Origin of the sequence: Xanthomonas sp. NCPPB 3005 (assembly GCF_041228095.2) — a bacterium.
Taxonomy (GTDB): domain Bacteria; phylum Pseudomonadota; class Gammaproteobacteria; order Xanthomonadales; family Xanthomonadaceae; genus Xanthomonas_A; species Xanthomonas_A bonasiae.
In genome coordinates, this window is sequence record NZ_CP166096.2 from 1,857,481 (window position 1) to 1,870,777 (window position 13,297).

At 69.9% G+C, this 13,297-nt stretch carries 11 protein-coding genes; 7 read left to right on the top strand and 4 right to left on the bottom strand.

All coding sequences use genetic code 11. From position 1 onward, the window contains the following. Positions 1–2: 2 nt before the first annotated feature. Positions 3–1,529 (top strand): efflux transporter outer membrane subunit, encoded by a 1,527-nt coding sequence (locus AB8810_RS07930; RefSeq protein ID WP_369916121.1) that lies wholly within the window; start codon positions 3–5, stop codon positions 1,527–1,529. 34 nt (positions 1,530–1,563) lie between these two features. Then, complete coding sequence (locus AB8810_RS07935; RefSeq protein WP_369916123.1) at positions 1,564–2,400, top strand: N-acyl homoserine lactonase family protein; 837 nt, start codon at positions 1,564–1,566, stop codon at positions 2,398–2,400. 58 nt (positions 2,401–2,458) lie between these two features. Here AB8810_RS07935 and AB8810_RS07940 read toward each other — a convergent pair whose 3' ends face one another. Then, entirely contained in the window at positions 2,459–2,635 is a 177-nt protein-coding gene (locus AB8810_RS07940; protein WP_369916125.1) for a hypothetical protein, read from the bottom strand. A gap of 166 nt (positions 2,636–2,801) precedes the next feature. Between AB8810_RS07940 and AB8810_RS07945 the strand changes: the two genes are divergently transcribed. Further along, positions 2,802–4,412 (top strand): family 43 glycosylhydrolase, encoded by a 1,611-nt coding sequence (locus AB8810_RS07945; RefSeq protein ID WP_369916127.1) that lies wholly within the window; start codon positions 2,802–2,804, stop codon positions 4,410–4,412. 88 nt (positions 4,413–4,500) lie between these two features. Here AB8810_RS07945 and AB8810_RS07950 read toward each other — a convergent pair whose 3' ends face one another. The 3 genes from AB8810_RS07950 to AB8810_RS07960 are packed head-to-tail and all read right to left on the bottom strand — an operon-like array spanning position 4,501 to position 8,956. Next, positions 4,501–4,833: a hypothetical protein gene (locus AB8810_RS07950; protein WP_369916129.1), complete on the bottom strand. Its 333-nt coding sequence runs from the start codon at positions 4,831–4,833 to the stop codon at positions 4,501–4,503. 14 nt (positions 4,834–4,847) lie between these two features. Next, positions 4,848–7,907: an efflux RND transporter permease subunit gene (locus AB8810_RS07955; protein ID WP_369916131.1), complete on the bottom strand. Its 3,060-nt coding sequence runs from the start codon at positions 7,905–7,907 to the stop codon at positions 4,848–4,850. Beyond that, positions 7,904–8,956 (bottom strand): efflux RND transporter periplasmic adaptor subunit, encoded by a 1,053-nt coding sequence (locus AB8810_RS07960; protein WP_369916133.1) that lies wholly within the window; start codon positions 8,954–8,956, stop codon positions 7,904–7,906. The genes AB8810_RS07955 and AB8810_RS07960 overlap by 4 nt, the downstream gene beginning before the upstream one ends. A 264-nt stretch (positions 8,957–9,220) precedes the next feature. On the opposite strand from AB8810_RS07960, the gene AB8810_RS07965 reads away from it, so the two are divergent. The 4 genes from AB8810_RS07965 (at position 9,221) to AB8810_RS07980 (ending at position 13,236) form a co-directional block, all read left to right on the top strand. Beyond that, positions 9,221–10,027 carry a MipA/OmpV family protein gene (locus AB8810_RS07965; protein WP_369916135.1) on the top strand — a complete coding sequence of 269 codons (807 nt, stop codon included), beginning with the start codon at positions 9,221–9,223 and terminating at the stop codon, positions 10,025–10,027. Between the two features lie 64 nt (positions 10,028–10,091). Continuing rightward, on the top strand, positions 10,092–11,063 hold the full coding sequence (locus AB8810_RS07970; RefSeq protein WP_369916137.1) for an aspartyl/asparaginyl beta-hydroxylase domain-containing protein: 972 nt from the start codon (positions 10,092–10,094) through the stop codon (positions 11,061–11,063). A 125-nt stretch (positions 11,064–11,188) separates the two neighbouring features. After that, positions 11,189–11,872, top strand: coding sequence for a response regulator transcription factor (locus AB8810_RS07975; protein WP_369916642.1), 684 nt, complete (start codon positions 11,189–11,191; stop codon positions 11,870–11,872). Further along, on the top strand, positions 11,869–13,236 hold the full coding sequence (locus AB8810_RS07980) for a sensor histidine kinase (protein ID WP_369916139.1): 1,368 nt from the start codon (positions 11,869–11,871) through the stop codon (positions 13,234–13,236). The genes AB8810_RS07975 and AB8810_RS07980 overlap by 4 nt, the downstream gene beginning before the upstream one ends. The last annotated feature ends 61 nt before the right edge of the window (positions 13,237–13,297 follow it).

Genomic DNA, 13,297 nt, shown 5'->3' on the forward strand with positions numbered 1-13,297 from the left:
CCATGCCCTTCGTACGCAAGTCCGCTGCCATCGCCAGGACGATCTGCGGTTCCAGCTTCCTGTTGATGGTCGGCTGCGCTTCGTTCGCGCCCAGCGCGTCCCCGCCCGCTGTCGCGATACCCGCGCGTTATGCGGTCCCCGATGCCGCTGCTGCGACCTCGGCGGCCGCTCCGCCGTCCGCCGCCGCGCAGGGCGAGCAGGTGCCGACCTGGTGGATGCGCTACGGGTCTCCCGCACTCGACGCCCTGGTGCAGGAGGGACTGCAGCGTAGCCCCGATCTGGCGACGCTGCAGCACAACCTGGACGCGGCCAGGCAGCAACTGCGCGCACAGGTGGGCGGTTCCACGCTGCCGTCGGTCGATGCCGGCGCGTCGGGGGCGCGCCAGCGCCAGCTCGGCTTGCCCGGAATCAGTCCCCCGACCTCGCTTTACGACAGCTTCGTCGGGCAGCTGCAGGTCGGCTACACGCTCGACCTTTTCCATGCCAATCGCGATGCCAACCGCGCGTCCGCGTATCGCGTGGACGCCCAGGCGTATCAGTTGGCGCAGAGCCGGCGAGCGCTGGCGGCCAACATCGTGACCGCGGCCATCACCATCGCCTCGCTGCACGAACAGATCATGGCGACGCAGCGCCTGGTGGCGTTGTCCGAGAACCAGGCCGGCGACGCCCGCCGCCGCTATGCGCTCGGCGCCGTCGGTCACGACGAAGCGCTGGAGGCCGAACGCAGCGCCGCGGCAACGGCGATCAATCTGCCGATGTTGCGCCAGCAGGAAGCATCGGCCCGGCATGCGCTCGCGGTGCTGCTGGGACGCACGCCGGATCAGGCGCCTGCCCCGATTGCGCTGGCCGCGCTGGCCGTGCCGCAGCAAATTCCGGTGCTGGTTCCGTCCGATCTGCTGCACGCGCGTCCCGACATCCAGGCCGCGGAAGCCTTGTTCGGCGCTGCGTCAGCCGACGTTGGTGCGGCCACGGCGCGCATGTTTCCGCAGCTGAGCCTGTCGGCGCAGTTCGGTCGCGGCGCCTACGACTGGGACGCGCTGGGGGCGACGCCGAACATCTGGCGCCTCGGCGCCTCGCTGACCGCGCCGATCTTCCATGGCGGTGCGCTGCGTGCGCAACGCCGCGGGGCGCAGGACGCATTTGCGGCGGCGGCCGAACAGTATCGCAAGACCGTGTTGGCGGCATTCCAGGATGTCGCCGACGCGTTGGTCGCGCTCGAGGCCGACGCCGGCGTGCTGGACGCCGCGACGCGCGCCACCGCGGCCGCGCGCAGTGGCTACGAGGACATGGCCAGGCGGGCGCAATTGGGCGCGGTCAGCGAGTACGCCATGCGCGCCAGCGAGCTGCAGTACCGCAGCATGCAGTTGGACCAGATCCGGGCGCAGGCCTCCAGGTTGAGCGACAGCGCGCGCTTGTTCCGCGCGCTGGGCACGCCGCCGTCCGATGCGGCCGCGGATGGGGGTGGCGGTGCGTCGCCGAGCGCGCGCGCATCCATCGCGTCGGGTGCGGCTGACCCGTCCAGTCGCTAGATCCAGGTCGTCGCTACAGGCAGAGGAGTAGGTGGTGAAAATTCATTGCATTCAAACCGGCGATGTCCAGATCAAGGCGGCGCACCAGCGCGCGCATGGCAATGTCCGGCCGCGGCGGGTCGCCAGCGTGCTACTGGACCGGCAGTGGTCGCCGCGTCTGCCGATCGGCTGCACCCTGATCGAGCACCCCGAGGGCCTGATCATGGTCGATACCGGCGAAAGCTCGCATGCCAACGATCCGGGATATCAGCCTTGGTGGCATCCGTTCATGCGCTTCTGCGAGCGTCGCTGGGTGGAGCCGGAAGAGGAAGTGGGTCCGCGCCTGCAGGCGCTCGGATTCGCGCCGAGCGATGTCCGCTGGGTGGTGATGACGCATATGCATGGCGACCATGCCGGTGGCTTGCACCATTTCCCGCACAGCGACATCGTGATGTCCGCAGTGGAAGCCGACGCCAGTCTGGCGGCGACCGGGCCCTTGAGCGGCTATCTCAACATGCACTATCCGGCTTGGCTGCTTCCGCGCACGGTGGAGTTCGACGATGGCCCCTGGGAGAACTTCGAGCGCAGCAGCTGTCTTACCCGGGATGGCCGCGTGCGGCTGCTGCCGACACCTGGCCATACCAGGGGGCACCTGTGCGTCGCGGTCGATCTGAAGACGCATGTCGTGCTCGTTGCCGGCGACGCCGCCTACAGCGAGCAGGCGTTGCTGGACGGGGTCGTGGATGGCGTGGCGCAGGATGCGGCGCAGCATCGGCAAAGCACCGCCCGATTGCGCGAACTCTGTCGTCGCCGTCCGGTGGTGACGCTGTTCGCGCATGATGCAGACAGCCAGTCCCGATTGAGGAACGGCGTGGTCACGATCGTCCCGTAGGCGCGGTGGCCTGGTGCGGACGATTGGCGTTTTGCCAACGGCGTGCCGACGGGCGTGGCTAGCGGAAGCCGGCCGCTGCCAGATAGCGGGTGAGCGCAGCGGGTTCGTCCAGCTGCGCGGTCATCCCGATATAGCCATCGGGCCGCACCAGTACCACGTCGCCCGGCGCCATCGCTGGCGGATTGGTGCAATGGCGGTGCGCCCGCGCCGCCAGGGGGCGCGATTGGCTGGGCACATGCGGCCAAGCGCTGGGCCAGGGCCGGTCCTGGCGGTGTTTGCGCGGCGCGCCGGACCATTGCCCTGGGTCCGATGCAGAACCAAGCAGGCCATGCCGGTGCGCAGGACGTTGCCCAGGTGTGCCAGCATCGCCTGGAATCTTGTCCTCGCCCCGGATCGCGCCCATGCCCAGTCTCACCCGTCGAACCCTGTTCAAGGCCTGCGTCGCCGGCGCGGCCACGGCGCCGTTGCCGTCGTTCGCGCGGCAGGCGCCATGCGCGGACGGCGCGCCGGCCGCGACCTGGGCCCGCGGCGTCGAAGGGCAGCGCAAGGCCGACCTAGGCGACGGCACCTATCTCAATCCCATCGTGGCCGGCGACCATCCCGATCCGACCGTGCTCAAGGACGGCGCCGATTACTACATGACGTTTTCGTCGTTCCAGTCCTATCCGGGTCTGGTCATCTGGCACTCCACCGACCTGGTCAACTGGGCACCGATCGGGGCGGCCCTGCACGAGACGCTGGGCACGGTCTGGGCGGTGGACCTATGCAAGCACGCCGGACGCTACTTCATCTATCTGCCGGCCGACCGCGATGGTGCCGGCTGGTCGATCCACGTGATCTGGGCCGACCGCATCGAGGGGCCGTGGAGCGCGCCGATCGATCTGCAGATCGCCGGTTGCATCGATCCGGGCCACGTGGTCGGCGAGGACGGCAAGCGCTATCTGTTCGTCAACGGCATCCGCAAGATCCGCTTGCGCGACGACGGGCTGGCCACCGACGGCCCGCTCGAAGAGGCCTACAAGCCTTGGCGCTATCCGGACGATTGGGTGACCGAGAACTTCGCGCCGGAAGGGCCGAAGCTGCTGCGCCGCGGGCCGTGGTTCTACTTGGTCACGGCTGTCGGCGGCACCGCGGGGCCGGCGACCGGACACATGGTGATCGCCGCGCGCTCCGGATCCATTCACGGCCCGTGGCAGCACTGCCCGCACAACCCGCTGGTGCGCACGCGATCGGACGCCGAGCCCTGGTGGTCGCGCGGTCATGCCTCGCTGGTCGAAGGTCCGGCAGGCGACTGGTGGATGATCTATCACGGGTACGAGAACGGCTTCCGCACGCTAGGCCGGCAGACCCTGCTGGAACCGATCGAGTGGACCGACGATGGCTGGTTCCGTGCCCGCGGCGGCGATCTGTCCGTGCCGCTGGCCAAGCCGACCGGTGGCCGCGCCGGACCGGCCGGGATGCCGCTGTCGGACGATTTCTCGACCGACAGGATCGGCATGCAATGGGCGTTTCATGCGCCGCGGGCGGAGGAAACGGCACGCCTGCGCTATGCCGACCGCGCTTTGCTGCTGGCGGCTGCCGGCCACTCGCCGCTCGACAGCGCGCCGTTGACCTGCACGGTCGGCGACCGCGCCTATTGCGCGGACATCGCCCTGGATTTGCTGGGCGACGCCGAGGGCGGGCTGCTGCTGTTCTACAGCCACAAGGCCTTCGTCGGCGTGGGATTCACGCCGCAGGAACTGCGGACCTATCAGTACGCCGAGGAGCTGCGCTGGGCGCGCCTGCCCAATGCCGCGCGCACGCTGCGGCTGCGGGTGAGCAACGATCGCAACGTGATCACCTTCCACACCTCGCGCGACGACGGCCGCAGCTGGGCGCTGCATCCCACGCGCATGGAGGTGTCCGGCCTGCATCACAACGTGTTCGGCGGCTTCCTCAGCCTGAAGCTGGGCATCTACAGCGCCGGCCGCGGCCAGGTCCGGCTGTGCGATTTCCGTTATCGCGCGCTGTAGCCGTGCAGGCCATCGCCGTGTGGGGTGCGCCGTCGTTGCCGCGCGCCACAGCGGTCGCGCCGTCATCCACGCCGCGCGCCAGACCCGCTCAATCGCGTTCGCCGCGGCGCACCGAGCGCAGGAAAGCGACGACCTGGGGGCCGCGCTGCATCCGTACCAGTTCGGCCGCGGTCCATCCGCCCAGTTCGCGGATCGGATCGTGGTGGAACCAGTGCGTCGCCTCGGCGCAGGCGACCAGCGTGCCGGCCAGTTCAAGGATGGCCGCCTGCCACCGGGCCTGGCGTGCGCGTCGGCATCGTTCGCTGCCCGGGAGCATGCGGCCGCCGCCGCACGCCGTCGCGGAATGCGAGGCGGGAGGCCGCGCATGCCTGGCGCGCGCCGCCGACCAGCGCTCGCCGCGCCCGGCAGACTGCCGGCGCATGCCGGGGCTGCGCCTCATTGCCGCGCCACGCTCGGCGGCAGCAGCAGGTACATCACCGGCGTGACGATGCGGGCCAGCAGCGTGGACGCGAGCAGCCCGCCGATCATCACGATCGCCATCGGCGCGTACAGTCCCGAAGCGGACAGCGCCAGCGGCAGCAGCCCGCCGATCGCGGTCACCGAGGTCAGCAGCACCGGCAGAAAACGCTCCTCGCCGGCGTGTTCGATGGCCTGCAGCAGCGGCATGCCGGCGCGCCGCGCCGCGTTGGTGAAATCCACCAGCAGGATGGAGTTCTTGATCTCCACGCCGACCAGCGCCACGAAGCCGAGAATGGCGGTGTAGGACAGCGGATAACCCGCGATCCACAGCGCTACGATCGCACCGCCGATGCCGAACGGGATCACGCCGAGCACGATCAGGGTGGAGCGGAAATTGCCGAATTCCAGCACCAGGATGGCGACGATGCCGAACAGGGCGACCAGCGAGGCGGTGCCCAGGCCGCCGATGCTGGACGCGGTCGCCTCGGCCTCGCCACCGGCGTCCAGGCGGTATCCGGCGGGCAATGGCATCCGCGCCAGTTCGGCGTAGACCGCGGCGGAAACGCCATCGAGAGGCAGCCCCGAGTCGACTTCCGCGGTCACCACCACCAGACGTTCGCGCAGGTAGCGCTCGATGCGAGTGGGGCCCGCTTCCAGGCGCGGCGCGGCGATCTGCGCGAACGGTACCTTGCTGCCGTCGCGTTCGTTGTGGAACCAGATGTTGTGCAGATCCTGCAACTGCGGCCGCTCGGCGCCGGGCATGCGCAGCACGACCGGGTAGGGATCGCCGCGGTCGTCGCGGTAGGTGGCGGCCTGCACGCCGGCCACCGCCATCTGTACCGTGACATCGAACTGTTCCGGCCCGACTCCGAGCAGGCCGGCCTTTGCGACGTCGTAGTTCAAGGCCAGATCCAGGCGCGGCACGCGCAGCGGATTGAACACGTCGCGGGTGCCATCGACGGTGGCGATGCGGCGCGCGACTTCGGCGGCCAGGGCGTTCAGCGTGGCCAGCTCGGGGCCCAGGATGCGCACCTCGATCGGGGCGTCGATCGGCGGTCCGTTCTTGAACTGCTTCACCTGAATGTGCGCGTCCGGATAGCCGCTCAGACGTCGCTGCAGATCGTCCAGCAGAGCTTGGCTGGCGTCGCCGTGCCAGCCATCCATGCCGACGAAGACCTCGGCGACGCCGGGATTGTCCGGCAGCGGATCCATGTTGTAGTAGATCCATGGATTGCCGGAACCGAGGGTGCTCATGCGTTTCGTCATCTGCGGCATGTCCTGCAGGGTACGTTCCACGAAACGCAGTGCGCGGTCGGTGCTGGCCAGCGAGGCGTCCTCGGGCGCCCGGATCGAAACCGTGAACTGCGGTTTGTCGGCGATCGGAAACAGGGTGAAGCCCAGCGCCGGCAACAGCGCCAGGCTGGCCAGCGCCGCCAGGCCGGCGACCATCAGGGTTCGCTTGGGAGCCTGCAGCGCACGCTGCATCAGCGGCCGATACAGGCGATGGATGCCGCGGCGCAGCCATTGCAGCAGGCGGTTGCCCTGTTCCGGTTCGGTCGGCGACAACACGCGGCTTGCCAGGAACGGCACCACGGTCAACGCCACCAGCAGCGAGGCGACGATGGTCAGCGCCACCGCCAGCGGCAAGCCGCGGGTGAACTCCCCGGCCGCTTCGGGCAGGTTGAGCAGCGGCAGGAACGCGAACAGCAGCGCGAAGGTGCAACCCAGCACCGCCAGCGCGATCTGGCCGGTGCCCCGGATCGCCGCGTCGGCGCGGCTGGCGCCACCGCGCAAATGGCGCGCGATGTTCTCGATGACCACGATCGCGTCGTCCACCAGCAACCCCAGCGACAGGATGAAGCCGGCCACCGAGATCTGGTTGATGGAATAGCCCAGCAGCCACATCGCCGCCACGCCCAGCGACAGCGACAGCGGGATCGCCACCACCACCACCGCCGAGGCACGCAGCCCCAGCGGCGCCAGCGTGAGCAGCACCAACCCCAGTGCGATGGCGAAGTCCAGCAGCAGGCGGCTCAGGCGCGCGTCGACGTTGCTGGCCTGATCGAAGCCCTGCACCACCGCCACGCCGGGCGGCAGGCGCGCGCGCAAGGCTTCGACCTTGGCGGCGATCGCCTCTTGCACGTCGAAGATGTTCATCCCGTCCTGCATGCTCGCCGACACGAACGCGGCGCGCACCCCGTTGTAGCGCGCCTGCACCAGCGGCGTTTCCGTGCCCCAGGCGATCAGCGCCACGTCGCGCAGGCGCAGCACGCCGCCGTCGTCGGCGCGCAGCACGCTGGCGCCGATGCTCTCCAGGCTGGCGAAGTCGCCCGAAGTCGCGAGGTTGAAGCGGCGCCCACCCGACTCGACGGCGCCGCCGGGCACCGCGACGCCGTCGCTGCGCAGTTTCGCCAGCACGTTGGCCGGGGCGAGGCCGAGCTCGGCCAGCCGCGCCAGGTCCAGGGTCACGCGCACCTCCGGCATCGGGATGCCGCTGATGTCGGCGCGGCGGATGCCCGGGACGCTCTCGATCAGTTCTTCCAGCTCCTCGGCCAGGTTCTTCAGTTCCAGTGGGCTGGCCGCCGGTGCGGTGATCGCGAACTGGACGATGTTGACCAGGTTCGGATTGAAACGCCGATAGCGGATCTCGGTGATGTCCGCCGGCAGCTGCGGGCGCAACGCGTTGACCTCGCGCACCACCTCGTCGTAGCGGCGCAGCGGATCCTCGCCCCACGCGAATTCGATCATCAATTCGGCCACGCCGTTGGAACTGGTCGAGTTCAGCTCCTTGACGTTGTCCAGCTCGATCAACGCGTCCTCGATCGGGTCCACCGCCAGGCGTTCGATATCGGCCGGATCGGCGCCCGGGTAGACCACGGTGATGTCCACCGACGGGTTGTAGAAGCTCGGATCCTCCTGGCGCGGAATCATCATCGCCGCATACGCGCCCAGCGCGCAGGCCAGCGCCAGCAGCACCAGCATGAACTGCGGCGTGCGGATGGCCAGCGCCCAGATCGCCAGCGACGGGCGCCTCACAGCACGCTCTCGCGCACGCGCGCCCGGTCGACGACATAGGAGGCGCCGCCGATCACCACGCGGTCGTCGGCGCGCAGGCCGGAGCTGATTTCCACTCGGCCGTCGGCCAGTTCGCCGATCGCCACGGCGCTGCGTTGCGCGCGCCCCTCACGCACGACGAACAGCGCGGCCTGGGTGCCTTCGACGTCGATCAGCGCGCTCATCGGCACCGATAGCCGCGGCGTGGCGGGCACGGTGGCCGGCAGCGCGACCCGCGCGATCATGCCGCTGCGCAGCGCCGCATGCGGCGTCAGGATCCGGATCTCCAGCGCCACGGTGCCGCTGCTGGCGCTGGCCGCGCCGGCGATGCGCGAGACCCGGCCGTCGAGCGCGGCCCCGGGCGCGGCGTCGAGCGCGATCTGCACCGGGGCGTCGATCGCCAGCGCCGCGACGTCGCGGTCCGGCACTTCTGCGCGCACCAGCCAGCCCTTGTCCAGGCCGGCGACGGTCAGCACCGTCTGGCCCTGGCTGACGATCTCGCCAGGACGCACCTGGCGCGCCAGCACGATGCCGTCGGCCGGCGCCACGATGCGCGCATAGCGCTGCAGGTGCGCGGCGCGGCGCAGTTCCTGTTCGGCTACCGCGGCAGTGCTGCGGGCGCTGTCCAGCTCATGCAAGGACACGTAGCGTTGCTGATAGAGCTGCTGGAAACGGGCCAGTTGCTGTTCGGCGAGCCGCGACTGGGTGCGCGCCGAGACCGCGGCCGCATCGAGGTCGGTCGCCTGCAACGAGGCCAGCACCTGGCCCTTGCGCACACGGTCGCCGATATCCACGCGGACCGCGTCGACCACTCCGGCGGCGAGGAACGCGAGCGGCAGTTCCTCGCCGGCCTCGACCCTGCCGATCAGCGGCTTGCGGCGGCCGGGCTGCAGCGGCGCGGGCAAGGCGGTGCGCACGTCGATGACGTCGCCATCGCGCCCGTCGGCGGGCGCGCCTGCGGTCGTCAGTGGCGCGGCAGGCTCGGGCGGGGGCGTACAGCCGACGACGGTGGCGACGAGCGCCAGGAGCATCAGGGGCAGGCGAGGGGAGCGGGAGGCGGTCATCGAGGGGGCGGTCCGTGGCAGGCGATCGCGGCGCGGGGCAGCGGGAGGGCAGCGGCGGACGGTGCCACGGGGATGTCGGCGCGACGTCGCGGGCGGCGGCGTCGCGGCGGCGACGACATTGTCCCGACATGGCTGTCGCACGCTGCCGCCGCACCGACGCTCCGTGGACGACCGCAGTCCACTCGGACGACACGTGAACTCCCTCCACAGCAGGCACTCAAGGCAACGTCCATGACCCATTCCCGTTTCGTTCTCGCAACGCTCCTGGCGCTGCCGTCCATCGCCGCGGCGCAGACCACGCCGCAGTCGGATCCTTCGCTGTCCGAGGAGCCGCCTTACCGCTGGGGACTCGGCCTGGGCGTGGTGGCGTCCGATAGCCCGTATGCCGGCGAGGGCACGCGCACCAATCCGTTTCCGCTGATCCTGTTCGAGGGCGAGCGCTTCTTCTTTCGCGGCATCGCCGGCGGATTCCATCTCGTCCAGGGCGACAGCTTCAGCCTCGATGCCATCGCCGCGGTGCGCATGGACGGCGTTGCGGCGGACGACCTGGGCGTCGAGGAGCTGGCGCGCAACGGGATCGACAGGCGCTTGCTGGAGGACCGCGACGACGGCCTGGACCTGGGCCTGGCCACCGCCTGGAAAGGCGTTGCCGGCGAGCTGGAATTCACCGCCAAGGCCGATGTCACCGGTGCCAGCGAAGGCTTCGAACTCACCGCCGAATACGCCTATCCGATCGCTGTCGGGCGCGGCCGGCTGACTCCCACCGTCAGCGTCAGCCATCTGTCCAAGGACCTGGCCAACTACTACTACGGCACGCTGGACAAGGAAGTGGCGCGCGGGGTGGTGGACTACAAACCGGGTTCGGCCACCGTGCCGGCGGTCGGCCTCACCTATGTGCGTCCGATCGGCGAACGCTGGCAGTTCCTGGCCCGTCTGCAGTACAGCATGCTGCCCGACGAACTCAGCGACAGTCCGTTGCTCGAGCCGGATACCGATGGCGTCGGTTCGGTGCTGATCGGCTTCTCGCGGGGTTTCTGATGGAGCGCGTAGCGGAGGCGGCGGCACGGTGCGGCCGCACGCGCGGCCAGCGGGCGGCCACGCTGTGATCGCCTCGAGCGTGCTCGCGGTGGTCGTCAGCGCGCTGGCGGCGATGATCTACGTCTACCGGTTCCGCGGCCGCGCTCGCTACGCCAGCCTGCGCCAGTACCTGCGCAAGAGCTGGCCGCTGTTCGCGCTGCCCAACGTGATCCTCTACGCCTTCACCCGGCGTGCCGCACGCGGGCCGTTCGTCGCGCTGGACCGCTACGCAAGGCTGCCGTCGCTGGCGCAGCACTGGCAGGTCATGCGCGACGAAGCGCTGGCGATGCAGGCCGGCGGCGGCTTCGAGGAGGCGCGCCGCGAAGGCGCGCCTGCCGCGTTCGACGTGGGTTTTCGTACGTTCTACAAATACGGCTGGAGCCGCTACTACCTGCATTGGTATGGCTACACCCATGCGTCCGCGCGCGCCAGCTGTCCCAGGACGCTGCAGATCCTGGCCGGCTATCCGGAGATCCGCGCGGCCATGTTCGCGGTGCTGCCGCCACGTTCGGGACTCACCCCGCACGCCGACCCGCTGGCGTGCTCCTTGCGGTATCACCTGGGGTTGGCCACGCCCAATGCCGCGCAGTGCTTCATCGATGTGGATGGCCAAGAGCGGTGCTGGCGCGATGGCGAGGCGTTCGTGTTCGACGAGACCTACCTGCACTTCGTCAGGAACGACACCGATGCGCCGCGGCTGATCCTGATGTGCGACGTGCGCAGGCCGATGGCCTGGCCGGGGCGGCTGTTCAACCTGGCCTACGCGCAACTCGCCCGTGCGGCGCTGACGCCCAACGATGCCCGCGACCGGCGCGGCCCGGCGAGCGCGCTGTTCGCCCGCGTGACGCCGTTGATGGCGCGTATGCGGCGGTTGCGCGCGCGCCAGCGGTCGCTCTACAACGCGCTCAAATGGGGGCTCAATGCGGCGCTGCTGGGCAGCGCGCTGGGCGTGCTGGCCGCTGTGCTCGCGGTGGGCGAGTGGTTGCTGCGTGCCTGAGCGGCGCGCCTCACGCGCCTGGTCTGCCAGTGGCCGCGGCGCGTCGAGCACGCGCCGGCTATGATCCTTCAACCCTTGGAAGCCTCCGTCCGATGAACGCCAGTTTCGTGTCCGACGCCCAGGTCCTGCAGGTCCTGATCATCGAGGACAACCGCGCGCTCGCGGCCAACATCTTCGATTACCTGGAGGCCTGCGGGCACAAGCCGGACGCCGCACCCGACGGCCACTCCGGGCTCAACCTGGCCCTGTGCAACCGCTACGACGCGATCGTCCTGGACTGGATGCTGCCCAGGATGGACGGCATGAGCGTGCTGCGTCGGTTGCGCGAGGAACACGGCTGCCGCACGCCGATCATCATGCTCACCGCCAAGGACCAGCTCGAGGGCAAACTGCAGGGGTTCGAGAACGGGGCCGACGACTACCTGGTCAAGCCGGTCGCGCTGCCCGAGCTGGAGATCCGCCTGCGGGTGATGGTGAGCCGCGCCAGGGCCAGCGCCGCGGCCGGCAACGTGCTGCGCGTGGGCGAGTTGAGCTACGACCTGGACAGCCTGCAGGTGACGCGCGGCGGCCGCGCCATCCTGTTGTCCGGCACCTTGCGCAACGTGCTGGAGCTGCTCATGCGCGAATCGCCGCGGATCGTGCGGCGCGATCGTCTGGAGCGCCTGATCTGGGGCGATGCGCAGCCCGAGGGCGACCTGCTGCGCTCGCATATGCATGTGCTGCGCCGCGCGCTGGATCAGGACGGCGAGGACAAGCTGCTGCATACGATCACCGGCGCGGGCTATCGCCTGGGTGGGACGTCCGGGTGAAAGGCAGCCGCTCGCGCAGCCTGCAGTGGCTGATCAGCGCCAGCCTGGTGGTGTCCGCGGCCATGCTCGCCGTTGCGCTCACGGTGCAAGGTCTGCTGAGCCAGGAGCTGATCGAACATCCGATCTGGAGGGAGTTGCTGGTATCGAGCACGCAGAGCGTGCTGCGCTCGCCGCAGCGCGACCTGCGCGACGCGCTGCCCACGGCCGGCGCGGTGAAGGGCTGGGTCGTCGGCGACAGCGCGGCGCCGCCGCCCGACATGCCGGCCCTGCTGGCCTCGCTCGCCCCCGGCTACTACCGCGAGGACCAGCTCGATGCGTACGGCGATTCCTCGCCCTGGGCCGGAGCCGTGTCGATTCTGACCCCGCACTGGGGGCCATTCGCCGGCGATGAGGCCACCCGCGACCGCAGCTATGCCGCGTTGGTCACGGCGATACCGCAGGGGCGACTGGTCATGAGCATCGACATGACCGAGCTGGAGGACAAGCAGAACGGAAGCGTCCAGTTCAGTGTGCTGTTCATGCTGTTGAACCTGGCGATGATCGGCCTGGTGATCTGGTGGCTGACGCTGAGTCTGGCGCGGCCGATCCGCGACCTGGCGCGGCGGATGCGCACGCTGGACCCGTTGCAGCCGCAGCAACGCTTGCCCACCACCTACCGTAAGAGCGAACTCAACACCATCGCCAGCGAGGCCAACGCGCACCTGGAGCGGGTGGAGCGGGCGATCGAGCGCGAGCGCAGGCTGCTGGACCAGGCCAGCCACGAGTTCCGCACGCCGCTGGCGGTCATTTCCGGCGCTGCCGACGTGCTGCACAAGCAGGTCTTGCCCGAGCGCGCGCAGCGGCCGCTGCAGCGCATCGATGAGGCGGTGGCCACCTTGACCCAGATCATGGAGGCGCTGTTGTACCTGTCGCGCGAGCCGACCCCGGCAGAAGGGCGGGAGGTCACGCTGCTGCATGGATTGCTGCCGGACCTGGTGCGCGATCACCTGTACCTGCTCGCCGCAAAGCCGGTGCAATGCGTGGTCGAGACGCTGGAACCGCTCACCTTGCGCGCACCCGAGTCGATGGTGCGCATCGCCGTCGGCAATCTGCTCAGGAACGCCGCCGAGCACACGCACGAGGGCGCGATCAGCGTCTCGCTGGCAGGCGGCAGGCTGTGCATCCGCGACTCGGGCGCAGGCTTCGATACGATCCAGGCCGCGCAGCGCTATACCGAGTCGTTGCAGCAACCGGGCACGCAGGGCGGTGGCTCGGGCCTGGGCCTGTTCCTGACGCGGCGCATCTGCGAACGCTTCGGCTGGCGATTGCAGCTGGAATCCTCGCTCACCGACGGCACCTCGGCGGTCATCGTGTTCGGGCCGTGAGCGTTCGTGCTCCGATGGCGTTGCGCGCTCAGGAGTACATTGCGGTGGCGCCGCAGCGCCG

Excerpts from the sequence above, each read along its gene's own strand:
- AB8810_RS07930 (WP_369916121.1), top strand. The coding sequence starts at position 3 with ATGCCCTTCGTACGCAAGTCCGCTGCCATCGCCAGGACGATCTGCGGT.
- AB8810_RS07945 (WP_369916127.1), top strand. The coding sequence starts at position 2,802 with ATGCCCAGTCTCACCCGTCGAACCCTGTTCAAGGCCTGCGTCGCCGGC.
- AB8810_RS07950 (WP_369916129.1), bottom strand. The coding sequence starts at position 4,833 with ATGCGCCGGCAGTCTGCCGGGCGCGGCGAGCGCTGGTCGGCGGCGCGC.
- AB8810_RS07960 (WP_369916133.1), bottom strand. The coding sequence starts at position 8,956 with ATGCTCCTGGCGCTCGTCGCCACCGTCGTCGGCTGTACGCCCCCGCCC.
- AB8810_RS07965 (WP_369916135.1), top strand. The coding sequence starts at position 9,221 with ATGACCCATTCCCGTTTCGTTCTCGCAACGCTCCTGGCGCTGCCGTCC.